This is a genomic window from Azohydromonas australica DSM 1124 (assembly GCF_000430725.1).
Classification (GTDB): domain Bacteria; phylum Pseudomonadota; class Gammaproteobacteria; order Burkholderiales; family Burkholderiaceae_C; genus Azohydromonas; species Azohydromonas australica.
In genome coordinates this window covers 1-21,598 of record NZ_AUMO01000104.1, presented here as the reverse complement: position 1 = coordinate 21,598, position 21,598 = coordinate 1, and the positions used below count along the sequence as shown (strand labels likewise).

Here is a 21,598-nt window from a genome sequence, read left to right as displayed (position 1 = left end):
CGCAGCGGCCGACTCCACCCCTCACGAGGTCGTCGTTGATCAACTGCCGGTCGATCACCACCACGGACTTCCCTTGTTGCACGGTCGATCTGTACCCATGCGTGCTGCCACCACTACCCCGGTGGACGCGGCGCCTGCTCTTCACGCTCACTTCGGCGCCGCCAACGGCCTTCCCCGTTGTTATGGCGGGTCGGCATCCACGACGACTTTTCGAGGCCTGCTCAGTGTTCACTCACGTTGCGGCCCGCATGGCCTGCTGGCCTCCTACGAGGCCTTTTCAAGCAGTGCTTCAGCCCATTCGTTACCTCCTGGACCGCTCCTTGTGCTTCCGGCCGGAGCGCGAGTTGGCCGGGTCGGACTTTCACCGACGGATCAACCGTGCCTTGACAAGGCACACATAACAACCACCTGGAGCAGCAGATGCGCTGCTGGGCGATGGGTCGAAAGGCGTGGTTGTACTTCGGTAGCGAACTCGCCGCCAAGCGCGCCGCGATGGTGATGAGCCTGGTTCAGTCGGCAAGGCTCAATGGCCACAACCCGTGGGAATACCTGCGCGACGTGCTCGCACGCCTGCCCACCCACCTCAACAGCCGCCTCGAAGAATTGCTGCCCCACCGCTGGCAGCCTGCCGCCGCGCGCTGAAGAGCCTGCCGCACCTCGGACACCGCGTCAACGTGGTGCAGCAGGACGCTTACGGACAATCCGCAGCGGTCGGTGCTGCGCATGGAGCGCGTGCACCAGGCGCGCCACGGCGACTTCATGGGCTTCAATCGTGCGCAGGCCGCGGTGATGGAGGGCGCAGTGCTGGTGAGCCGGCTGCACCGGCTGCCGCGCGAGAAGGTGGAGAGCGAGATGCGCTACCTGCAGATCGCCATCGACAAGACCGCCGGATCCGAGGAGCACGAGGCCTGGAGCTGGCTGCAGCAGGCGGTGGCGCGACGCCGCGTGCGGGAGGCAGCGAAATGAAATTGCTTGTCAGCGTGCGAGATGTACCGGAAGCCTTGGCCGCCGCGAGCAGCGGCGTTGATTTCATTGATCTCAAAGAGCCTGCCGCGGGCGCTTTGGGAGGGCTTGCACCAGCGACGATTGCACGCGTGGCGATGTCGCTTCACGAGCGTGGTTTCGGCCAGCCCGTGAGCGCCACCATCGGCGACTGGCGCGTGGACGATCGCGTGAACATTCTCCAGCGCGTGCGTGAGGTTGCAGCGTGTGCGGTGGACTATGTGAAGGTCGGTGTCGAACCTGGCCGGGAAGCTGAACTGCTGCTCGACGCACTGGCCCACTGCGGCGTAGCCGTGGTGCCCGTGCTCATCGCCGACCGGGGGGTGGATGCGGCGTTATTGCGCCATGCCTGCGAACTGCCGTTCCCGGCCTTGATGCTCGACACCGCTGACAAGCTCGCCGGCAGCCTTTTCGACTGCGTCGATGCCAGCATGCTGGCAGCTGTCGTGGAGCAGGTGCGCTGCAGTGGCAAGCTGGTCGGTCTTGCTGGCGCATTACGACGTGCGGACGTGCCGAGCTTGACGGCGCTTGCACCAGATTTTGCTGGATTTCGCAGCGCGGTGTGCGATGGCCCGCGCAGTGGCGTGCTGGTCCCAGCCCTGGTGCAAGACCTGGCTGCTGCGCTTCACTTCGGCTTTGGTGTGGCGGCGACATGAAGTCGATTCCTGCGACGGGATAGATCTGTAGGTGGCCGAGTGCGCCCGGGTGTGCGGATGCTCGCGTGGATTGCCATCAGTGCTCCCAGCACTTGGAGCCGTTGTCAGTCAGCAAGTCGCGGAGCTGGTCGAGATCCGTGTGCTCTATGCGTTCGACCACGCATCCGGCATCGCGTGCAGCTTGCGTGAAACGCCAGTCCGTGTTCACCGGCTCGACGTGGCTAGCCCCAGCCGAGGGCATCGTGGCATCGATGCTGCGTCCTCCCAGCACGATGAGTCGCTCGGCATGGAGGCGTCGTGCAAGCCAAAGCGCGAGTGTGTCCGCGGCTGCTGCGAGGTCGGTAAGCTCGTCGGGTTGCTGGCGTAACAGTGCCAATGGAATCCATAACGCAGTGTGCCCTTTTTGGAGCGCACAGCGAATGTCCATGTCCTGATTGACCGGGTGCAACCGGGGCTGTAACGCTCGCAGCATCAGTGCCGACTGCGTCATGGCAAGCACTGCCAGATTGTGCGAGGCCAAGTTGTCAAAGCCCCAGCGTTCTTGAGCCAAGCGAGCCTGCTCGGCGAAGGCGCCGCCACCGGGTACGACGATGACACGGCCCCGGCCCAGAGTACCCAGCAGATCCAGACACCGGGGCAGCAGTGGATCGCTCAGCATTCGATCTCCCAGGTTGACAATCCACATTGTTCAATGCTCCTGATGCCTAAAGCACGGCTATCGCCACGCTGAGTATGTGGACCTGCGCGTACGCGCCTGTCTCTTTCGTCTGGCGCTGCGAGCAGCTATGCCACCAACACGTCGGCCGAAGAACTGCTCGGTGCCGCGGGTGTGCTCGTGCTCGATTCGGCTAGCGTCGCGTCAGAGGTATGCGATGGAACGCTGTCAGGGGGTAAGCCATTGACGCCGTTGAGCGCGAAGCGCCAGTTTCTTCGTGAGGTGCTGATTCATGTTTCGTGCCATCGTCCCGGCGTTGCCGTGGACCCTGCGGCGACTTCACATACTGTCTCGCTCCAACGGGGTGGTTGGCGAAGGCCCGTTCACACACTGTGTCCCCGATACGAGCCGCACTTGGCTTGATCCGTATGGCATGGAGCTTGCGCATACGGGCGCATGAATGTTCCTGGTGATCGACAAGGCGAGACAGCGGAATGGACCTGCCCTTTCTGCTCGCTGCTATGCGACAGGTTCACTGTGACTTCGTTGCCCCATGGCCGACTGAAATTGCAAGGCAGTGATTGCGCCCGCGCTGCAGAGGGCCTCGAGCACCATGCAGCCTGCGCTGCCGAGGCGCCACCTCTCCTGGGGCAGCGTGTCGTCACATTGGAGGAAGCCATTGCGGCCGCCGCAAGTCGGCTCGGATGCGCGCAACTGCCGTTAATAGGCGGCCTGGCGACCGATGTCGCCGGTGCACGTGCGCTGTACCGGCTTGGTGTGAGGCTGGGAGCCGTGGCCGATCACGCTCATGGACGTGCGCTATTCCACGCCGCCCGTGCACAGCAGGACCGCGGCGTTTACTACACGACGCTGGCCGAGGTGCGAAACCGTGCGGACCTGATCGTGTGCCTTGGCACAAATCCCACCGAGCACTATCCTGAATTCTTCCGCCGCGCAGGCATCGGCGAGGACTTGGTTGCGCAGCGCGAAGTTGTCTTCCTTGGGGCTTCGGTCGACGCGGCGCTGCAGGGCCGGCCCGGGGTGACGGTACAGACGCTGCCGCAGGACGATTTGTTCACCACGTTGGCGATGCTCAACGCACTGGTGGCCAGGAAACGTCTTCCCCACGCAGTGCCTGCGCTGCAGGACTTGGCCGACCGGCTGCATGCTGCGCGCTATGCCGTGATTGTCTGGGAGCCGGGGCGACTCAACGAGCACGGATCGTTGTTGGCCGAAGGCGTGCAGCGCCTGGTGGATACGCTCAATCACGTCACTCGCGCCGCGTCGCTGGCCTTGGGCGGCAGCAAGGGCGGCTACACGGCGCAGCAGGTCTACACTTGGCTGTCGGGCCTGCCCATCCGAACCCATGTGTCGCCGCTGGGCCTGGAATACGATCCACTGCGCTTCGACGCGCGGCAACTGTTGGCCGATGGCGCGGTCGACGCGTTGCTTTGGGTGGACAGCTTCGAGCCGACGCCGCCGCCGGCGTCTGCCATTCCGCTGGTGCTGCTGGGTCATCCCGCAACCAAGGTTCCCGAGGGTGACGTGGTTTTCATTCCGGTATCGACACCGGGCGTGGGTTCGTACGGCCATCTGTTTCGTACCGACGGCGGCGTGGTGGTGCCGCTGCAGCCGCTGCGCGAAGACGGCTTGCCCACGGTGGCACAGGTGGTGTCACGACTGATGGAGGCGCTGCAATGAGCACGGCACGACTGCGAGGTGGCCGAGTGGTGGATCCGGCCAGCGGAGTCAATGAGGTGGGCGACCTGTGCATTCGCGATGGCCGCATCACCGCCATGCACCCTCGCGAACCCGTAGACCAGGAGTTTGACGTTTCGGGTTGCGTGGTGATGGCAGGCGGGATCGATCTGCACACGCACATTGGCGGCGGCAAGATGAACCTGGCCCGGCTGCTGCTGCCTGAGGACCATCGGCAGGGCCGCGATCCGGTGCCGCGCCCTGACAACCCCCTGGAGCTCGATTCCTGTGGCACTTGTGCGCCCGGGACGCTAGCTACCGGCTACCGCTACGTGGAGATGGGCTACACCGCCGCGTTCGAGCCCGCGATGGTGGCCAGCAATGCACGTCAAGCGCATCTGGAGATGGGCGACATCCCCATCCTGGACCACGGGGCCTACGTGATGCTGGGCAACGACGAGTTGTTCCTGCAGATGCTCGCCGAGCAACAGGACTTCGAGCGCATCCGCGACTACGTGGGCTGGAGCATCGATGCCACCAAGGCGCTGGGCGTGAAGGTGGTCAACCCGGGCGGGATCTCTGCCTTCAAGTTCAACCAGCGTCGCCTTGACGTGGACGGCGAGCACGCGCACTGGGGCGTCACGCCGCGCCGGGTGCTGCACACGCTGGCGCGCGCATTGACCGAACTGGGGCTGCCTCATCCGCTGCACATCCATGCCAGCAACCTGGGTGTGGCAGGCAACATCGACTCGACCCTCGCCACGATCGACGCTCTAGAAGGCCTGCCCGGGCACCTCACGCACGTGCAGTTCCACAGCTACGGCACCGATGGGCCTCAAAAGTTCTCCTCCGCGGCGCTGCAGCTGGCAGAGGTCGTCAATGCGAACCGGAACATCTCCATTGACGTCGGGCAAGTGATGTTCGGACAGACCGTCACGGCCTCGGGTGACACCATGAGCCAGCTCGCCACGGCGGCGCTGGCGCAGCCCCGCAAGTGGATTGGCGCCGATATCGAGTGCGATGGCGGCTGCGGCGTGGTGCCGTTCCGGTACCGGGAGCAAAGCTATGTCAATGCGCTGCAGTGGAGCATCGGCTTGGAGCTGTTCCTGCTCATCGACGATCCCTGGCGCCTGGCACTGACCACTGACCACCCCAACGGCGGGCCGTTCACGAGCTACCCGCACCTGATTCGGCTGCTCATGGACAAGTCCTTCCGCGACGAGCAACTTGCCAGGCTGCATCCAGAGGTAGCGGCGTATTCGGCACTGCGCTCCATCAGCCGCGAATACACGCTGGAGGAAATCGCGATCCTCACGCGGGCCGCACCAGCGCGGCTGCTGGGACTGCGCGACCGTGGACGACTAAGCCTGGGTGCAGCGGCGGACATTGCGGTCTACCGGCAGCAAAACGACCCGCAGGAAATGTTTGCCCGTCCTGAGCTGGTGTTCAAGGACGGCCAGGTCGTGGCACGGGCTGGCCGCATCGTAGCCGTGCCAGTGGGAGGAACACACTTCGCGACGCCCGAGTACGACCGAGGCATCGAGAAGACGCTGGCGAATTGGCACCGACGCCACGGCAGCCTCAGCCCGCGTCATGCATCCATCAGTCGAGACGAACTGTGTGCCTGCTGCAATGGCGGGCGGCTGCTGCCCGCCGAATGCTTTCAGGAGGTACAGGCGTGAGACAGCTTGAGGTCAACGGTATCCTCATCGACGACAGCTTTGCCGAAGCGTTTCCGATGAAGGCCACGCGCCTGGTGATCACGGCGCACGATGCCACGTGGGCGCGGCATGCCGCCTTGGCGGCCACGGGATTCGCGACCTCCGTCATCGCCTGCGGCTGCGAGGCCGCCATCGAGCGGGACATGGGCCCGCTCGAAACCCCCGACGGCCGGCCTGGCGTGTCGGTGCTGCTCTTCTCCATGTCCGGCAAGGAACTCGCCAAGCAGGTGGAAAAGCGCATGGGCCAGTGCGTGCTGACCTGTCCAACGACGGCGGTGTATGCTGGGTTGGAAGAGGGCGAAGCCATCGCTCTGGGCAGGAACCTTCGTTTCTTTGGCGACGGCTGGCAGATCAGCAAGGTGCTCGACGGCCGTCGCTACTGGCGCGTGCCGGTGATGGACGGCGAGTTCGTGGCCCAGGAGACCACTCCTGTGGTCAAGGGCGTGGGTGGCGGCAACCTGTTGCTGATTGGCAAGGATGTGGAGTCCGCACTGCGCGCGGCCGAACTGGCCGTGCTGGCCATGCGCTCGGTGCCCGACGTGATCATGCCTTTTCCGGGCGGCGTGGTGCGCTCGGGCTCAAAGGTGGGTAGCAAGTACAAGGCACTGCCGGCTTCGACCAACGACGCCTTCTGCCCGGCGCTTGCGGCAACGTCGCCGCGCAGCGAGCTACAGCCTGGACAGCATTGCGTGATGGAAATTGTGATCGACGGCCTGACGAACACAGACGTGGCTGCCGCGATGCGCGCTGGGATGCAGGCAGTTGTCGCACGCGGTGCGGAGTCCGGCCTTCTGCGCGTGTCGGCAGGCAATTACGGCGGCAAGCTTGGGCCCTTCCATTTTCACCTGCATGGCCTGCTGGAGGCAGCCCAATGAGTTGGCGGCTGATACTGCGACAAGTGCCGACATTGTGCCTGGACATGCGTGCCATCGTGCCTTCGAAGTTCGCGGGGCAAGGGCCGTCCGTGGTGGAGCGCTTGCCCGTCTGGCAGGGCAACCAGGCGCTGGCGCTGACTGAAGCGTTTCGCATTGAGCACAGCGATGGACCAGACGACATGCTGGTGATCGAAGGCGACTGCCGCCGCTGCGATCGCATGGGCTGGAACATGGACGGTGGCCTGATCGAAGTGCACGGACCTGCCGGCGACCACGTTGGCAGTGGACTGCGTGCGGGCCGCATCCATGTGCACGGCAGTGCCGGGCGGCTGGCGGGCTGTGAAATGCAAGGCGGATTGCTGGAAGTGGACGGCGACGTTGGTGACTTCGCTGGCGCACCCATGCCTGGCAGCATGGAAGGCATGCGGGGCGGCATCCTGGTCGTGCGCGGCCAAGCAGGAGCCCGGCTGGGGGACCGCATGCGACGCGGGCTGGTGCTGGTGCATGGGGATGCGGGCGACTATGCTGCCTCGCGCATGGTGGCCGGCACGATCGCGGTGGGCGGCGCGCTTGGCAGCCACGCGGCATGGGGCATGCGCCGGGGCAGCCTGGTATGCCGCGACACTGCGATCAATGCTCTCGCCACGTTTGTGCCCACATACCACAACGTCGATGTCTTTTGGCAATTGCTTAGCCGTACGCTGGCACGACACGGCGGGCCCTTTGCCAGTTTGCCTGGCGAGCGTGTGCAGCGTCTGTCAGGCGACCTGGCTGCAGGCGGGCAGGGAGAATTGCTGCTGATCCAATAGGCGCTCGCCCGGTCAAGGTACGGCAGCAAATCAAGGAAGCACTGCTTTGTTGACTTCGGCAAAGTTACCGCGAACGGGAAGGTCGCCGTGCCCCCTGCCGCCGAGCGCGGGTCGCACAACTTGAACCGAGGAAGCCCGCCATGGAAACTTTCGCATTGCTCGATGATCGGGATGCCAATGCTCAAAGGCCGACGAGTCGCCTCTACACTGGGTTCGTACGCGAGCACTGCTGTACCGATCCGGCAACGCTGGAGCAGACCTGGGCGGCTGCGCAGGCCGACATGCACAGCGGGCTCCATGCCTTGATGCTGGTCGACTACAGCTGGGGCGCCAAGTTGCACGGGGTAAGGGCACCCGGCGACGAGGGTGCCTGCTTGCGACTGCTGATGTTCCGGAACCTGCAACGACTTTCAAAGGAAGAGGTCGATGCGTGGCTGCAGCGCCTCGACGGTGGGCGGGTCCAGCCCAGTGCAGCGGGTGTATGCGACCTGCGCGAGACGGTGAGCAGGCAGGACTTTGCCGACGCGATCGATGGCATCCACGCCGCCATTCGGGACGGCGAAACCTATCAAATCAACTACACGTACCGGGTCAGGGGCCGAAGCTGGGGCCATCCCGTGGCGCTTTACAGGAGACTGCGCACGCGACAGCCGGTGAGCTACGGCGCCTTCGTGAGCCTGCCCGAAGGCGGTGCTGTGCTGTCGTGTTCGCCTGAGCTCTTCCTGCGCCACCAATCTGGACTGATCACGGCCAAGCCCATGAAGGGAACAGCGCCCCGACTGCAGGTGGCTGAGGCCGACAGCGTGATGGCACGCTGGCTGAGCGAGGACACCAAGAACCGGGCCGAGAACCTCATGATCGTGGACCTGCTTCGCAATGACCTGGGCCGTATCGCGCGCATCGGGTCGGTCCGTGTGCCGCAGCTCTTCGGCATCGAGTCGCATCCCACGGTGTTCCAGATGACATCGACCGTGCAAGCACAGATCGCCCCCGGCGTAGGACTGCCGGAGCTATTGCGTGCCACTTTTCCCTGTGGATCGATCACCGGTGCACCCAAGAAGCGGACCATGGAGCTCATTGCCGAGCTGGAGAGTACGCCTCGGGGCCTCTATACCGGATCGATCGGCTGGCTCGATCTGGAGCCCGGTCAGACCTGTCCGGACCTGTGCCTGTCGGTGGCAATCCGCACGTCGCTGCTGAGCGCACCATTGCACGACATTGCTTCGGTGGAAATGGGGCTGGGTGCCGGCATCACGCTCGACAGCCAGGCGGACGCGGAGTTCGAGGAATGCCGCCTCAAGGGCCGCTTCCTGACAGGGCTCCATGGCACCAGCGATACGGGCCAGGGAAAAAGGGCACTGGCACTACACGCTTCGTAAGCGCCACAGCAGCCATGATGCAAGAGTACCTTGCTGCCGACCGGCTCCGGACAGACTGGGATGTACAGCAGTCTCTTACTCTGGGTGAGGCTGACGTAGGCGGCGTCAACTCGGCAGCAGAGACCCGCGGCCTGCTGCTGGATGCTGCACAACGGGCGGCGTGCTACCTCGAGAGTTGCGACGCACGGCCTGTCCTGCCGACTCCAGCCGCCTTGGAACGACTTGCTGAACTGGACATCCCGCTACCGGACGCGGCGCAGCCGGCCTCGAAGACGCTGTGTCAGCTCGACGAAATCGCCTCTCCTGCGACGGTGGCCACCGCCGGTGGGCGGTTCTTCGGCTTTGTCCATGGTGGAGCACTGCCAGTGAGCGTGGCGACCAACTGGCTCGCTACGGCGTGGGACCAGAACACGGCATTACCGAGCGCTGCTCCTGCCGCCGCGGAGATCGAACGCGTTGCGTTGCGGTGGTTGCTGGAGTTATTCGGACTGCCTGAACACGCCGCCGGTGCCTTCGTCACAGGCACGACCATGGCTCACTTCAGTGCATTGGCCGCCGCGCGTCATGCATTGCTGCGCCAGCAGGGCTGGGATGTCGATGCGGATGGGCTCTTCGGGGCTCCTGCGATCACGGTTCTTGTCGGTGACGAGGCTCATCCAACGCTGTTCAAGGCACTCGGACTTTTGGGCCTGGGGCGCCGGCGGGTGCTGCGTGTGCCAGTGGACGCCCAAGGACGCATGCGAGCCGACAAGTGGCCGACGTTCGGCGGTCCTGCCATCGTCTGTCTGCAGGCTGGGAACGTTAATACGGGGGCGTTTGATCCGTTTAATGAGCTGATCGACTTGGCGCATTCAACAGGTGCTTGGGTCCATGTCGACGGCGCGTTCGGACTGTGGGCCAGCGCGAGTTCCCGACAGGCGCTGCTGACGGCTGGAATCAACCGCGCCGATTCCTGGGCCTGCGATGCACACAAATGGCTGAACGTGCCATACGATAGTGGGCTCGCCTTTGTGCGCGACGCCAATGCGTTGCGGGCCGCGATGGCTGTGTCTGCCGAATACTTTCCCGAGCAGGGATCCCTTCGCACGCCTTCCGCGTTCACGCCAGAGCTTTCGAGGCGAGCGCGCGGAGTGGATATCTGGGCGGTACTGCGAACGTTGGTAAGCGCTCGCCCAGCGGCGTTCTTGTCTAAACGGTCACCCCGTGCAAGGCTGATCGCAGCGGCTTGTCGGCAAAGTGCTGCTTCCACAGCCGTGGTGTGAGTTCGGCCACGCGCGCCGCCGGGTGAACCCCCACGCGTTGCAGCACATCCACGAGGTAGGTGTACGGGTCAATGCCGTGCAGCCGGCACGTTACGATCAAACTCTGCACGATGCCAGCGTGCTGGGCGCCAACCTCAGTCCAACAAAATAACCAATTCTTCTTGCCCATCGGTATCGCACGCAACGTTCGTTCGAGATGGTTCGTGTCCATGGGCACGCCGGGGTCCGCCAGGAACACCTCCAGCGCCGCTCGGGCATCGCGCGCATAGGCCAAGGCCTGGGTCATTGGATTGCTGGGCAGGAAACCTTGGCTCTCGAACTGCTGATCGACCCACTCGAAGAATTTCTCTACCAGAGGTTTGCTGTGCGTGAGACGGTGCAGCCGCTTGGCCTCGCCGCTGAGCTTCTTCTCGCGGATGTCATCCTCGATTTTGTAGAGAGCGCCGATCTGGCGCAGGGCCTCGGCGGCTACCTGTGGCTCCGCGTTCTGGGCTTCGAAGACGTTGCGCCGGCAATGAACCCAGCACTGGGCGTGGGTGATACCGGTCTTCTTGGTGTACTGGCCGTAAGCCTCGTACCCATCGGATAGCAGCACCGCACCTGGCACGTTGCGAAGTCCCAGGGCCTCTTGCACGTGCTCGTGGCGCCGGGACTCGAAGTACGGGAAGCAGACCTCGTCGAGCTCGCCGTACACGGGCCAGAAGTAGCCCGCGCGCATCTTGCCCGCGCTGGCGCGCCCGGCCTTGATGGGCGTTTCGTCCATGGCCTTGACCCGGGACATGCGGATGGACTCGAACTGCGCCTCGTAGATCGGCTGCAGCAGCTGCGCCGCCTGCTGCACCAGTTGCGTCAGCCAGCCACGGCTGAGCTTGAAGCCCGCGTCAAGCAGGCGCTGGTGCTGACGGTACAAGGGCAGGTGCCAGGCGAATTTGTCCAGCAGCAAACCAGCGATGAAGCTCACGTCGGCTCGGCTGCCTTCGATGACGCCGTCAGGGGCGCTCGCGCAGTGCAGCGTCAGGGTGTCGAGCCGCTTGATGACCGGGCGCACGTACTTGAGTACCACATACGCCCCCGGGCGCTGTGCCAGCCGATAGCTGACCTTCTCGCCGATGATCTCGTACTGCCCGGGAGTGAGCGCTTGAACCTCGGGGTTGGTCACCTCGATGGTGTGCACCGGTACCTTCGTCTCGTCGAAGAACGACACGCCCACGCCGTCGTCGGCGAAGTCGCTGCGCGGCTTGCGACGCTTGTGCGAACCGACCTCGCTGGCGGGCTCGTCGGCTGCAGGCGTGGCGGGCACATCCCCCAGCAACTGCCCCAGGTGCAGCTGCTGAGGGTCGGGCGGCGGCACGAAGCGCTCGCTCTTGCGCCCGAACAGCTGGCGCTTGAACCAGTCGATCTGACGCTGTTGTGCCTCGATGAGCTCGGCCTGGCGCTGCACCAACGCTGCGAGCTGCTGCACATCCAACACGGCCGCATCAGCAGCAGTGGATGTTCGTTGAGGCAGCGTGGTCGACATCACACCGATGTTACCGGGGAAGTGAGCGGCACTGCAGTGCCCACCGGTGCTGCGCTGCCATGCTGGTAGCGCTTGGCCCGGCGGCGCGGCTCGATGCCTTCGAGCATGAGCTTCAACGCCGTCCAGTCCATCTCTCGGTGCGACACCTCGGCCCAGTCGCTGATGAAACACCCTGCCTCGAGACGCTTCGACCAAATACACCAGCCGCTGCGGTCGAAATACAAAATTCTTACCTGCGTGCCACGGCGGTTGACGAACACAAAGAGGTGCCCGCTCAACGGGTCCTGCTGCAGGCCATGGCGCGCCAGGGCATAGAGGCCGTTGAAGGAATTGCGCATGTCTACGGGCTTGCCGTACAGGAACACGCGGATGCGGCCCTCGGGAAAGAACATCAGCGCCTCACCAGGTGCAGCACCACACCGCCGCCGAGTTCGATGCGCAAGTCCAGCGCAGGCAGCGTCGCTGCGCCGGCGCTGCCAAGAAGCCCCAGATCCACGAACGCCGCCGGTGCTTCTTGCCTGGTCGCCTTCACCGCCACCGGCCGGGCCGCTTCAGCTGGCGTGCGCAGCCGTCGGCGCCAGCGAGTGAAGCTGCTGCGGCACAGCCCTTCAGCACGGCAGAAGTCCTCCACCGTCATGCCCGCGCCATCAAAGCGCTGCAGCACCTCGCGCCATGCCGGCTGGTCCAGACGCCGCCGCTTGACGACTTGCCTGCCTGCTTCCATCTTCGTTGCTCCTCATGCGTTACCGATGAGGGCATTGTTCGGATGGCCCCGCCGTGGTGAAGAACGCCGCACGCTGACCGCTTACGAACGTTGGGAAGAAGCGGGGTTGCAGAACTGGTGGAGCGAAGCTGCCGGCATGCCCGGCACTTTGCACAAGGCTTGCAGAATCTTGGCGCGAAAGTCCTCAACGATGTCGTGCTCAATCAGGTGCTGGTTAGCTTTGGCAGCGCATCGGACACACGACGGGTCGTTGCCGATGTGCAGAAAGATGGCACATGCTGGTGCGGACTGACTCTGTGGCAGGGTCAAGTAGCAATGCGCATCAGCGTATGCTCCTGGGCCACAAGCGATCACGATGTAATGCTTAGCCTGGCAGCCATTCGGCGCGTTTTGCAACGTCCCTGCGCTGGGCGTCTTTAAGTGGAATGGCCGCCGTGCATCTGCTGGACAGGCTTGGCTTCGAGGTCCACGCGTCAACCGGGCGGCCCCAGGCTTGCGATTTCCTGCGCCGGCTCGGTGCCGGCGTGATGGTCGATCGCGAGGAGCTGGCGCGGCCGGAACGGCCACTGCGGAGCGAGACATGGGCCGGCGTGGTGGACACGGTGGGCAGCCCACACTGGCCAACTCCTGTGCCCGCACGCGCTGGAACGGTGCTGTCGCGGCCTGTGGCATGGCGCAGGGCGGCGACTTCCCCGACAGCGTGTTCCCCTTTATCCTGCACGGCGTACACCCTGTACGGCATCAACTGCGTGTTTGTACTCAATGCGCTGCGCGAGCGGGCGTGGTCGCTGCTGGCGGCACACGTGCCGGAGGAGCTGCTGTCGGAGCTGGCGCATGACATCGTGCTGGGTGACGCCATTGCGGCCTCTGCGGATCTGCTGGACGGCCGCCTGCACGGTCGCGTTGTGGTGGACGTGAACCGCTGATAAGTCAAGTGAAACGTATCAAGCACGTTGCGTTATCAACAAAATTTGACATAACACGGATTGCCATGACAGTGCCGGCCAATGGGCATCCAGCATGTGCGCACAGCTCGCATATCTGGCCCTGCAGCTGCTGGTTACTCACGTCACCAGGCTGTCATTTGTCGGACATCACATGGCCCAGGACTCGCATCTACGTGGATAAGTAGGGTAGTTCGGAAGGCCGCAAAGCAATCGAAGCGATCCCTTGCCAGCCCAACCGTTGCATGGCTGCACTGATCAGACAGCGTCCGATCGAGCCGACCGCGCTGCTGACGATAGGCGGTCGCTTCTGAAATAGTGTGAGCGTCCAGCCGCTCCATCTTGAACGGCGCGAAAGCGCTCGTGACGATGGTGCCCACCAATTCCGAACAGGTGGGCACCTATGCAACCCAAATCCCAGAGGCGTGTACATGGCGCCGAGTTCAAGGCACAGGTCCTGGCCGAGTGCGAGCAGCCCGGCGCATCCGTGGCGGCCATCGCGCTGGCCCACGGGCTGAACGTCAATCTTCTGCGCAAGTGGCTGGTTGGTCGTGGCATCAAGCGTACCGGGCTGCCCGCGCCGAGGACCACTGCGACCCGCGCACTGCCCGCCGCCGGTGAGCCGGCCGCTGCACCGGTGCAGTTCATCCCTGTCGAGTTCGAGTCTGCAGCCCCTGCCGCCGACGAAGCCACGACAGGCAGTACCTCGGACATCCACGTCGAGCTCACCCGCGGCGGCACGCTGCTGTGCGTGCGCTGGCCGGCGACGCATGCCGCATCGTGCGCCGCCTGGCTGCAGGAACTGGCCGCCGCGGCCTTCAAGGAATGATCCGCATTGACGCACTGTGGCTGTGCAGCCAACCACAGGACATGCGCGCCGGCGCTGACCGGCTGCTGGCGGTTGTCGTCAACACGCTCGGCGAGGCCCAGGCGCACCATGGCTACGTCTTCGCCAATGCACGGGCCAGCAGGCTGAAGCTGCTCGTTCACGACGGCTTCGGCGTGTGGTGTGCCACGCGTCGGCTGCACACCGGCCGCTTCGTCTGGCACACCCGCGAGCCGGGCTCGGCGGCGCCGGCCTTGCAGCTCAGCGCTCAGCAGTTCGAGGCGCTGACGCTTGGCCTGCCCTGGCAGCGCCTGGGTGAGCTCAGCACCATCCGACGCTGCTGATCGGTGACGCGGACGTTGACAGCGCAAGTGCCGATGGCACTGCGCTGCTCGATGCGGCACCATGCGGCACATGCCCGATGAAGCCGCCGCCATCGATCTGACGAGCCTGCCGGCCGAGGTGGCCGCGCTGATCGCACGGCTGCAGCGGCAGGCCCAGGCTCATGCCCAGGAGCTGGCCCACCGCGACCGCGAGATCGCCTGGCGGGATGTGAGGATCGACAAGCTCAACTTCGAGCTCGCACGGCTGCGCCGCTGGAAGTTCGATGCCAGGACCGAGGCGATGACGGCATCGCAGCGGCTGCTGTTCGCCGAGACCATGGTCGAGGACGAGGCCAGCCTGAAGGCGAAGCTGGCCGAACTGCAGCGCGGGCTGGCCGAGGCACCCAGGACAGCGAAGGCGCCGCCGCGCAAGCCGCGCCGCGAGAAGCTGCCCGAGCACCTGGAGCGCGTCGAGCACCGCCACGAGCCCGAGAGCACCGACTGCCCCAACCCGGAATGCGGCCAGCCGATGCAACGCATCGGCGAGGACGTGAGCGAGAAGCTCGACATCATCCCGGCCAGGTTCTTCGTGCACCGGCACGTCTACGGCAAGTGGGTTTGCAGGTGCTGCCAGGAGATCCACCAGGAGCCGGCCGAGCCGGACGTGGTGGACGGCGGCATCCCGGCCAGCGGACTGGTGGCACACACGCTGATCGGCCGCTTCGTCGACCACCTGCCGTACTACCGGCAAGAGCCCATCAACGCGCGCTCGGGCGTGCACACACCGCGCTCCACGCTGGCCGCCTGGGGCGGCGCCGGCGGCGCGGCGCTGGAACCCCTGTACGAGTTGCAGCGGCGCTTCATCCTGGGCTGCCGGGTGCTGCATGCCGACGAGACGCCGGTGCCGCTGCTGGACCCGGGCGCCGGCAAGACGAAGAAGGCCTACGTCTGGGCCTGGGCACGTAGCCACCACGACCCGCATCCGGGCGTGATCTACGAGTTCTGCCTGGGAAGAGGGTCGCAGTACCCGGTGGCCTTCCTCGGTGGCAAGGGGCCGCCGGCACCTGAGCCGGCGTGGAGCGGCACCTTGATCACCGACCAGTACGCGGCCTACAACGCCGTGCTGGATGCCAAGCTCTACCCGCAACGCAAGTCGGCGGCGTGTGCTGCGCATGCGAGGAGGCGCTTCGAGGAGCTCAGCCGCGGCGGCAGCAGTGCCAGCGCGGTGGCTACCGAGGCGCTGCGGCGCTGGGCTCGGATCTACCATGCCGAGGCGGCCCTCGCCGAGATGAGCCAGGACGAGCGCCGGCAGGCACGGCAGGCGCTGAGCAAGCCGCTGTGGGACGAGTTCGAGGTCTGGCTCAAGCTGCAGCGCACGCAGGTGCTCGACGGGGGCAAGATCGCTGGGGCGATCGACTACAGCCTCAACGCCTGGAAGGCACTGACGCTGCACCTGGACGATGGCGCGGTGGCGGTGGACAACAACCTGATCGAGCGCCAGGTCAAGCCCTGGAAGCTCGGCGCGAATAATGCTCAGCTCGCTTTTATGCGAAGTCGGAGTGCCAACGCTCTGGTCAGACAGAGGGAGCGGAGACGTGCTCATGCCGCCGCCGCTCCGCATAATCACAGTGCCTGCAGGAACGCCATCAAGGCTTTGGACGGCCGGTACTTTGCCGGCTTGACGTCCGGCGCCTTTAACCGCGCCAATGCCCGCTCCTTCATGGCCAAGTCCGCCTCGACATACATATGCGTTGTCGCTGGACTCTCGTGACCAAGCCACAAGGCAATCTCGCAAGGATCGGCGCCTGACTGAAGCAAGCTCATTGCGGTTGCGTGCCGAACCATGTGGGGAGACACCGACATGCTGGCCAGGTCGGGGTACTTCTGGGAGGCGAGCTGCACGGCGAGCTTCAGACGATGCGCCACGTTGGCCCGTGTCATGGGCTCACCGTCACGGCGTGGCAGTAGCGGCGAGTCGGCCTGGAGCTGTGGGTTCAGTTGGAGCCAATCACGCACCGCCTTGGCGGTGGTCTTCCACAGAGGCAGCGAACGCTGCTTGCGGCCCTTGCCGTGCAGGCGGATGCTCGACGTCGGGCCGAGCACGACGTCTGCCACGCGAACACCGACGATCTCTGAGACCCTGGCCCCAGTGTTGAACATCAGCACGAACATCAGCCGGTCTCGTTGCCCGATCCAGGTATCGCTGGGCGCGTCGATCACGGCGAGCATTTGTTCCCTGGGAACGAAGCCCACCATCTTGCGATCGAAGCGCTTCATCGGCACGGCCAAGGCCTGCTCGATGACGCCCAGGTGCACCGGGTCGCGCCTTGCGGCGAACTTCAGGAACGAGCGCACTGCCGCCAGCCGGATGTTGCGGCTGCGCACCGAGTTGTGTCGTTCCTGCTCCAGGTGATCCAGGAAGCCAAGCAGGAACTTCGGACTGATGTCTGTCAGCTCCAGGCTGTTCGGCTCCTTGCCCTGCTGTTGCGCGTAGCGCAGCAGCAGCACGAAGGTGTCGCGGTACGAAGCCACCGTGCACGGGCTCAGGGCTCGCTGCTGGACCATGTAGTCGGTGAAGAACTCTTGCACGACGGTTGCGAAGGTCGGTGATGTGGACTTACTCATCGCCGCCCCCTGCGAGCGCGAAGCGCTCGAACTGCGCGCCGATGATGTCCATCAGCTCGGGCACGCCGGTGAGGTACCAGTAGGTGTCGGTAATCCTGCTGTGCCCAAGATAGGTACAAAGCCAGAACATCGCGTGATCGACAGATACGCCCATCTCATGCCAGAGCTGAACGCGCCGAACGGCCATCGTGTGCCGAAGATCGTGCAGGCGCGGGTTGGCGTGGTCGCCTCGCGCGCGCCACCCCAGCCCGGATCGCAAACGATTGAAGACGGTCTCCACCGTATTCGCCGGTAAAGAGTCGCCGGTGTGCGAGACGAAGAATGACGCACCGGGATCAGGATTGGCGTACCTGTCGCGCATGCGGCGGTACTCCGTCAGCGCCCGCACCACGCTGGCGTGGATGGGCAGGCAGCGCGACTTGTGGAACTTGGTCTGTCGCACGGTGATCGTCGCGCCGTTGAGGTCGACGTCGCCAACGCACAACTTCAAGGCCTCCGACAGCCTGAGCCCGGCCGCGGCCAGCAGTCCGAACAACGTGCGGTACGTCAGCGGACGCAGGCCACCGCTGGGCGCGAGGCGCTCGGCGTGCTCAAGTAGTTGCAGAATCTCCTTGTTGGTGAAGATGTGCGGCGCTAGCCTTCGATGACCACGGCCCAGCACATGCGTCGGTAGCACCTCGGTGTTCACCTCGAACTGCCGGTAGTAGGCCACAAAGGGCCGCAGGATCTCTATCCTCCGCGCCGCGGTCACCGTGCTGGTTCTGAACACATGCTCCCGCGCCCATTCAAGCTGCAACTCCCGCGTCAACGGACCCTCGTGGCCACGGGCATCGGCGAAGCGGGCGAACCGCATCAACTCGGTAGCCGGCGCCCTCAGTTCGAAGCCCAGCTGCCGACGTTCCTTCAGGTAGCGCTGCACGGCAGCCTGCAGCTTCGTTCCGGCGCTCATGCTGGGCTCCCCGGCCAAGGCATCATCACAGCGCGAAGGCGATTCATGTCGACCTTGGCGTAGATCAGGGAGGTATCGAGCTGTCGGTGGCGCAGTACGTCGGCCACTTCCTTGAGCGTGCCTCCGGTCTCGAGTAGTCGGCCGGCCAGCGTGTGGCGCAGGATATGGACCCGGGTATAGGGCAAGCCACAGCGTCGATAGGCATTACGCACGGTGTTGCGGACAACGTTCGGACTTACGGGTTCGTCCACTGGCGCCACATGCCGAACGAACACCTGTCGGTTGGTCGTCGCAGGCCGTTCCATTCGCAGGTACTCGGCAATCGCGCGGCCGGTCGCCGGTGGCAGAGGCATCAAGTCCACGCGTCGGGATTTGCCCTTGACGATGCGTAAGGTGCCGGCTGCCCAGTCGATGTCGTCCAGCGCCAAGCTGCTGACTTCGTGAGTGCGCAGCCCGAGGTCCACGATGCATCGCACGATGGCATAGGAGCGAAGGCGCGAGGGCAGTCCGGGTGGGAAGGCACCAAGCAGTTGCTCAATATCGGCGCACGACAGCGTCTGAGGCAGCGGCGCCAGGCGCCATTGCGCCGGCGATCCAATCACCGGCAACAAATGCTCGACGCGGTCGCCTTCGAACGCTCGGAAGCGCAGGTAGCTACGCAGCGCCGTGGCAATGGTTCCTCCGCTGGCTGGCGACACGCGGTCGAGTTCCTGGGCGATAAAGTGTCGAAGCTGATCGGCAGTCGGTGTCACAGCAGCGGCCGGGTAGACCAATGCTTCGGCGATCTTCAGCCGCCGCAGACAGGTGCTTCGAGCCAAGCCCCTGGCCTGCTGCATGTACTCGTCGTAGCGGTGCATCACCGCTTCGATCGGGTTGGCCTGATGTTCGTCTGTCGCGATCCTGCAGTCCCCGAGAACTACGCGAAGGTGCTGCAGTGCAGTTCGAACTTGGTGGCGACAGCGCTGCACCGGGGCTGGACAGTTACAACGTGGCAAGTGTTCATCGATGAACCGCCCAATTGTGTGATCAAGGTCATCCAGCGAATATCGACCTTGATGAACCCATCGCGCGAAGTGTGCGAGGCAACAAAGGTACGCCTTCGCTGTACTGGGCGCGTACTGCCGCTCGGTCAGGTAACACCAATAGGCTTGTGCCGACAGCGCAAGCGGACTCGCGCACAGCCACGACGCGACTGTCGGATGAAGGAAATCGAATGCATCCATGATCGCCTCCTGAGGCCAGGTTGGCCCCGCAGGAGACGCCGGTATTTATGCGAAGTCCAGAACCAACCAGATGCCCCACAGGCCGCTGGCTTCGGGCCTTCTGTCAGCACCGCATCGCGCGACTTCGCATAAAAGCGAGCTGAGCATTATTTCTTTCATGTTATGTGCTGGTGAGTGCCAAGTTCTCGATGAGATTCAGTCGGCCTCTTTGTTGGGATGGAGCGTTGAGAGATCGGTTGGCGGGTCGATCCAGGGATCCAGCAGGGGTTTCATACGTTCATGGTTATTTAGTTGCTTTTGCACCTGAATCAAATTCTTTTGCTTGAAGATCTTGGTGATGCTCTTGCTCTGGCGTGTGCGGCTGACATAGCAGGACGGGCCATGCATTTTACGCGGGGTGACCTTGCGACAACCAGGATTGCCGCAGACGTCGTATCGATTCAATAGGCTGCCTGGGCGCAGATACCGAAGTGCGACCAGATCGCGCGTGACCTGTTCCATTGCTGTCATTCGAGTGTTGCTTCGCGGCGGGTATTCATGGCAAAACCCAGTTGCCGTTTGCCATGCCAGGGAGGCCTGCCCATGACGCTATGGAACGAGTGGCTGCATGCAGTAATGGTTCTGCGGCCCGCGTGTGGCCGCATGCGCACCTTCCTCTGGATGATCCTGGCATTGATGGGCTTGTGCTGCCGCTCCGACAACGCCGGGGTCACCAGCTTCGTGCGCGTCTTGAACTTTCGTGGCCAGGCCTACCATCGACTCCTGCACCTGTTCCACAGCACGGCGCTGAACCTCGATGTTCTCACCACTTGCTGGACACGCCTTTGCATCGTCTTGTTCCGCCCCTTCGAGGTCGGCTCCCGGCTGGTCTGTCTCGCCGACGGCATCAAGGCCGCAAAGGAGGGCAAACGCATGCCCGCCGTCAAGAAGTTGCATCAGCAATCGTCGAACAATTCCAAGCCTGAGTTCATCATGGGCCATTCACTGCAGGCCGTCTCGCTGCTGGTCCATGCCCCTGGCGGGCAAGCAGCCGCTGTGCCGCTGACCTCGCGCGTCCACGAAGGCGTCGTGTTCTCCAACCGGGATGCAAGGTCCCTCCTGGACAAGCTCGTCGCACTCCTGCTTTCGATCGCTCGTGGCTGGGGCAGGCAAGTCCTGCTCGTGGCCGACGCCTACTACGCCAGCGCAAAGGTCATCGTTCCCCTGTTGAATGCGCAGCATCATCTGCTCACGCGCGCCAAGAGCAACGTCGTCGCTTACATGCCGGTGCCCAAGGCAGCGAGCCGCGCCAGAGGACGACCCAGGATCTACGGCCAGAAGGTCCGCCTCAAGGAACTCGCTCGCGACGGGCGTGAGTTCAAGAGTGCACCCAGCCCGGTCTACGGCGACAGTGGCGTGCTCGTACGCTATCGCACCCTGGACCTCATGTGGCGGCCCGTGGCCCGCCTCGTTCGCTTCGTGATCGTTCACCACCCGGCGCGTGGGACCATCTTCCTGCTCTGCACGGACCTTTCCCTCGAGCCGCTGCAGATGCTGCAACTCTACGGCTACCGCTTCAAGATCGAGCTCGGCTTTCGCCAGGCCGTTCATGTCCTGGGCACCTACGCCTATCATTTCTGGATGGCCGGCATGAAGCCCGTGCGCCGCGACAGTGGCCAACAGTATCTGCATCGAGCCTCCGATACCTACCGCCAGGCCGTGCGCCGCAAGCTGCGCGCCTACCACGTCCATGTTCAGCTCGGATGCATCGCCCAGGGACTGCTCCAGCACCTGGCCCTGAACCACACCGATGCGGTCTGGGTGCACTTTCGCAGTTGGTTGCGCACCATGAATCCGGCCATGCCGCCTTCCGAGCTGATTGTCGCCAGTGCGCTGCGCTCCTCGATCACGACATTTTTCCCAGTATGCGCGTTGGTCCCCGAGCTCGGAAAAATCGCCAGCACCTACTACCGGCAAGACCTTCACTCGGACATCGATCAGATCGATGCCATGGCCGCGTAGGAGAACTCAGCACTGTCCAGTTATGTGGAGCATGACGCGAAAAACTGGCTGTTCGCCGGCAGCGCGCTGGCCGGACAACGCGCGGCGGTGGTGATGAGCCTGGTGCAGTCGGCACGGCTCAACGGTCTGGACCCGTGGGCCTACCTTCGCGACGTGCTCGCGCGCATCTACTCCCACCCGAGCCACCGGCTCGATGAACTGCTGCCGCACCGTTGGCGCTCGGGCTGAGAACGATGGGCGTGATCACGCAGTCGGTGATGGTCCAGGCCGACATCGACGTCAGGCGCATGGGCCAGGCACAGAAGGTCAGCCTGGCCGACGAGATCTTCGCCAAGCAGCCCAACATGCTCGCCTCGATCCTGGTGCTGCCTCGCATGGGGGTCGGCATGGTGCAGCTGGAGGTGCCG

General features: G+C 64.3%; 19 protein-coding genes and 4 pseudogenes. 15 read left to right on the top strand and 8 right to left on the bottom strand.

Translation table 11 applies throughout. The features are described 5' to 3' along the window. Positions 1-399: 399 nt before the first annotated feature. The 3 genes and pseudogenes from H537_RS43565 to H537_RS0116455 all read left to right on the top strand — a co-directional run. Positions 400-642 (top strand): annotated as a pseudogene (locus H537_RS43565) (transposase domain-containing protein); the annotation flags it as partial. Positions 643-690: 48 nt separating this feature from the next. Continuing rightward, positions 691-966 (top strand): annotated as a pseudogene (locus H537_RS43560) (DUF447 family spectrin-like domain-containing protein); the annotation flags it as partial. Further along, entirely contained in the window at positions 963-1,658 is a 696-nt protein-coding gene (locus H537_RS0116455) for a (5-formylfuran-3-yl)methyl phosphate synthase (RefSeq protein WP_028998764.1), read from the top strand. The pseudogene H537_RS43560 and the gene H537_RS0116455, both read left to right, overlap by 4 nt. 76 nt (positions 1,659-1,734) lie before the next feature. On the opposite strand, the gene H537_RS0116450 is transcribed toward H537_RS0116455, so the two are convergent. Beyond that, positions 1,735-2,343 (bottom strand): amino acid kinase family protein, encoded by a 609-nt coding sequence (locus H537_RS0116450; protein WP_028998763.1) that lies wholly within the window; start codon positions 2,341-2,343, stop codon positions 1,735-1,737. 426 nt (positions 2,344-2,769) lie between these two features. Between H537_RS0116450 and H537_RS0116445 the strand changes: the two genes are divergently transcribed. The 6 genes from H537_RS0116445 to H537_RS51190 all read left to right on the top strand — a co-directional run bounded on the left by H537_RS0116445 (position 2,770) and on the right by H537_RS51190 (position 10,057). After that, positions 2,770-4,014, top strand: a complete 1,245-nt coding sequence (locus tag H537_RS0116445; RefSeq protein ID WP_028998762.1) for a molybdopterin-binding domain-containing protein — start codon at positions 2,770-2,772, stop codon at positions 4,012-4,014. Continuing rightward, complete coding sequence (locus H537_RS0116440; RefSeq protein WP_028998761.1) at positions 4,011-5,693, top strand: formylmethanofuran dehydrogenase subunit A; 1,683 nt, start codon at positions 4,011-4,013, stop codon at positions 5,691-5,693. The genes H537_RS0116445 and H537_RS0116440 overlap by 4 nt, the downstream gene beginning before the upstream one ends. Then, a complete protein-coding gene (fhcD, locus tag H537_RS0116435) occupies positions 5,669-6,607 on the top strand; it encodes a formylmethanofuran--tetrahydromethanopterin N-formyltransferase (RefSeq protein WP_051242777.1) in 939 nt (312 codons plus the stop codon). The genes H537_RS0116440 and fhcD overlap by 25 nt, the downstream gene beginning before the upstream one ends. After that, complete coding sequence (locus tag H537_RS0116430) at positions 6,604-7,416, top strand: formylmethanofuran dehydrogenase subunit C (RefSeq protein ID WP_028998759.1); 813 nt, start codon at positions 6,604-6,606, stop codon at positions 7,414-7,416. The genes fhcD and H537_RS0116430 overlap by 4 nt, the downstream gene beginning before the upstream one ends. Positions 7,417-7,556: 140 nt before the next feature. Next, positions 7,557-8,795, top strand: coding sequence for an aminodeoxychorismate synthase component I (gene pabB / locus H537_RS43555; RefSeq protein ID WP_051242775.1), 1,239 nt, complete (start codon positions 7,557-7,559; stop codon positions 8,793-8,795). Between the two features lie 17 nt (positions 8,796-8,812). Next, positions 8,813-10,057 carry a pyridoxal phosphate-dependent decarboxylase family protein gene (locus H537_RS51190; RefSeq protein WP_084150724.1) on the top strand — a complete coding sequence of 415 codons (1,245 nt, stop codon included), beginning with the start codon at positions 8,813-8,815 and terminating at the stop codon, positions 10,055-10,057. Here the strand turns inward: H537_RS51190 and tnpC (H537_RS0116415) are convergent. Genes tnpC (H537_RS0116415) through tnpA form a run of 3 tightly spaced genes read right to left on the bottom strand, consistent with a single transcriptional unit; the run spans position 9,984 to position 12,300 of the window. Further along, positions 9,984-11,576 (bottom strand): IS66 family transposase, encoded by a 1,593-nt coding sequence (gene tnpC, locus H537_RS0116415; protein ID WP_043459005.1) that lies wholly within the window; start codon positions 11,574-11,576, stop codon positions 9,984-9,986. The genes H537_RS51190 and tnpC (H537_RS0116415) overlap by 74 nt on opposite strands. Further along, entirely contained in the window at positions 11,576-11,968 is a 393-nt protein-coding gene (tnpB, locus tag H537_RS43550) for an IS66 family insertion sequence element accessory protein TnpB (protein ID WP_051242773.1), read from the bottom strand. The genes tnpC (H537_RS0116415) and tnpB (H537_RS43550) overlap by 1 nt, the downstream gene beginning before the upstream one ends. After that, positions 11,968-12,300 carry an IS66 family insertion sequence element accessory protein TnpA gene (gene tnpA, locus H537_RS0116405; protein ID WP_028998757.1) on the bottom strand — a complete coding sequence of 111 codons (333 nt, stop codon included), beginning with the start codon at positions 12,298-12,300 and terminating at the stop codon, positions 11,968-11,970. The genes tnpB (H537_RS43550) and tnpA overlap by 1 nt, the downstream gene beginning before the upstream one ends. Before the next feature lie 434 nt (positions 12,301-12,734). Between tnpA and H537_RS52985 the strand changes: the two genes are divergently transcribed. From H537_RS52985 to tnpC (H537_RS43540), 4 genes and pseudogenes are all read left to right on the top strand, one after another. After that, the gene (locus tag H537_RS52985) at positions 12,735-13,226 is read left to right on the top strand and encodes an MDR/zinc-dependent alcohol dehydrogenase-like family protein (protein WP_156901768.1); all 492 of its coding nucleotides are present in this window, start codon (positions 12,735-12,737) and stop codon (positions 13,224-13,226) included. Between the two features lie 421 nt (positions 13,227-13,647). Beyond that, on the top strand, positions 13,648-14,073 hold the full coding sequence (locus tag H537_RS0116395; protein WP_028998756.1) for a transposase: 426 nt from the start codon (positions 13,648-13,650) through the stop codon (positions 14,071-14,073). Further along, positions 14,070-14,414 carry an IS66 family insertion sequence element accessory protein TnpB gene (gene tnpB, locus H537_RS0116390; protein WP_028998755.1) on the top strand — a complete coding sequence of 115 codons (345 nt, stop codon included), beginning with the start codon at positions 14,070-14,072 and terminating at the stop codon, positions 14,412-14,414. Before H537_RS0116395 ends, tnpB (H537_RS0116390) begins: the two co-directional genes overlap by 4 nt. Before the next feature lie 61 nt (positions 14,415-14,475). Further along, positions 14,476-15,918: pseudogene (gene tnpC / locus H537_RS43540) on the top strand (IS66 family transposase); the annotation flags it as partial. A gap of 98 nt (positions 15,919-16,016) precedes the next feature. Here the strand turns inward: tnpC (H537_RS43540) and H537_RS0116380 are convergent. The 4 genes from H537_RS0116380 to H537_RS52980 form a co-directional block, all read right to left on the bottom strand. Continuing rightward, a complete protein-coding gene (locus H537_RS0116380; RefSeq protein ID WP_084150721.1) occupies positions 16,017-17,018 on the bottom strand; it encodes a tyrosine-type recombinase/integrase in 1,002 nt (333 codons plus the stop codon). After that, positions 17,011-17,967 (bottom strand): tyrosine-type recombinase/integrase, encoded by a 957-nt coding sequence (locus H537_RS0116375; RefSeq protein ID WP_028998753.1) that lies wholly within the window; start codon positions 17,965-17,967, stop codon positions 17,011-17,013. The genes H537_RS0116380 and H537_RS0116375 overlap by 8 nt, the downstream gene beginning before the upstream one ends. Then, positions 17,964-19,190: a tyrosine-type recombinase/integrase gene (locus H537_RS0116370; protein WP_028998752.1), complete on the bottom strand. Its 1,227-nt coding sequence runs from the start codon at positions 19,188-19,190 to the stop codon at positions 17,964-17,966. The genes H537_RS0116375 and H537_RS0116370 overlap by 4 nt, the downstream gene beginning before the upstream one ends. 195 nt (positions 19,191-19,385) lie before the next feature. Next, on the bottom strand, positions 19,386-19,691 hold the full coding sequence (locus H537_RS52980; protein WP_156901767.1) for a DUF6788 family protein: 306 nt from the start codon (positions 19,689-19,691) through the stop codon (positions 19,386-19,388). Between the two features lie 81 nt (positions 19,692-19,772). Here H537_RS52980 and H537_RS0116365 point away from each other — a divergent pair, with 81 nt between their 5' ends. Both H537_RS0116365 and H537_RS43535 read left to right on the top strand, forming a co-directional pair. Continuing rightward, positions 19,773-21,191: a transposase gene (locus tag H537_RS0116365; protein ID WP_156901766.1), complete on the top strand. Its 1,419-nt coding sequence runs from the start codon at positions 19,773-19,775 to the stop codon at positions 21,189-21,191. A gap of 39 nt (positions 21,192-21,230) precedes the next feature. Further along, positions 21,231-21,419, top strand: a pseudogene (locus H537_RS43535) (transposase domain-containing protein); the annotation flags it as partial. Positions 21,420-21,598: the final 179 nt, after the last annotated feature.

Coding starts and splice junctions, on each gene's coding strand:
- H537_RS0116455 (WP_028998764.1), top strand. CDS start 963: ATGAAATTGCTTGTCAGCGTGCGAGATGTACCGGAAGCCTTGGCCGCC.
- H537_RS0116450 (WP_028998763.1), bottom strand. CDS start 2,343: ATGTGGATTGTCAACCTGGGAGATCGAATGCTGAGCGATCCACTGCTG.
- H537_RS0116445 (WP_028998762.1), top strand. CDS start 2,770: ATGAATGTTCCTGGTGATCGACAAGGCGAGACAGCGGAATGGACCTGC.
- H537_RS0116440 (WP_028998761.1), top strand. CDS start 4,011: ATGAGCACGGCACGACTGCGAGGTGGCCGAGTGGTGGATCCGGCCAGC.
- fhcD (WP_051242777.1), top strand. CDS start 5,669: ATGCTTTCAGGAGGTACAGGCGTGAGACAGCTTGAGGTCAACGGTATC.
- H537_RS0116430 (WP_028998759.1), top strand. CDS start 6,604: ATGAGTTGGCGGCTGATACTGCGACAAGTGCCGACATTGTGCCTGGAC.
- pabB (WP_051242775.1), top strand. CDS start 7,557: ATGGAAACTTTCGCATTGCTCGATGATCGGGATGCCAATGCTCAAAGG.
- H537_RS51190 (WP_084150724.1), top strand. CDS start 8,813: ATGCAAGAGTACCTTGCTGCCGACCGGCTCCGGACAGACTGGGATGTA.
- tnpC (WP_043459005.1), bottom strand. CDS start 11,576: ATGTCGACCACGCTGCCTCAACGAACATCCACTGCTGCTGATGCGGCC.
- tnpB (WP_051242773.1), bottom strand. CDS start 11,968: ATGTTCTTTCCCGAGGGCCGCATCCGCGTGTTCCTGTACGGCAAGCCC.
- tnpA (WP_028998757.1), bottom strand. CDS start 12,300: ATGGAAGCAGGCAGGCAAGTCGTCAAGCGGCGGCGTCTGGACCAGCCG.
- H537_RS0116395 (WP_028998756.1), top strand. CDS start 13,648: ATGCAACCCAAATCCCAGAGGCGTGTACATGGCGCCGAGTTCAAGGCA.
- tnpB (WP_028998755.1), top strand. CDS start 14,070: ATGATCCGCATTGACGCACTGTGGCTGTGCAGCCAACCACAGGACATG.
- H537_RS0116380 (WP_084150721.1), bottom strand. CDS start 17,018: ATGAGTAAGTCCACATCACCGACCTTCGCAACCGTCGTGCAAGAGTTC.
- H537_RS0116375 (WP_028998753.1), bottom strand. CDS start 17,967: ATGAGCGCCGGAACGAAGCTGCAGGCTGCCGTGCAGCGCTACCTGAAG.
- H537_RS0116370 (WP_028998752.1), bottom strand. CDS start 19,190: ATGGATGCATTCGATTTCCTTCATCCGACAGTCGCGTCGTGGCTGTGC.
- H537_RS52980 (WP_156901767.1), bottom strand. CDS start 19,691: ATGGAACAGGTCACGCGCGATCTGGTCGCACTTCGGTATCTGCGCCCA.
- H537_RS0116365 (WP_156901766.1), top strand. CDS start 19,773: ATGACGCTATGGAACGAGTGGCTGCATGCAGTAATGGTTCTGCGGCCC.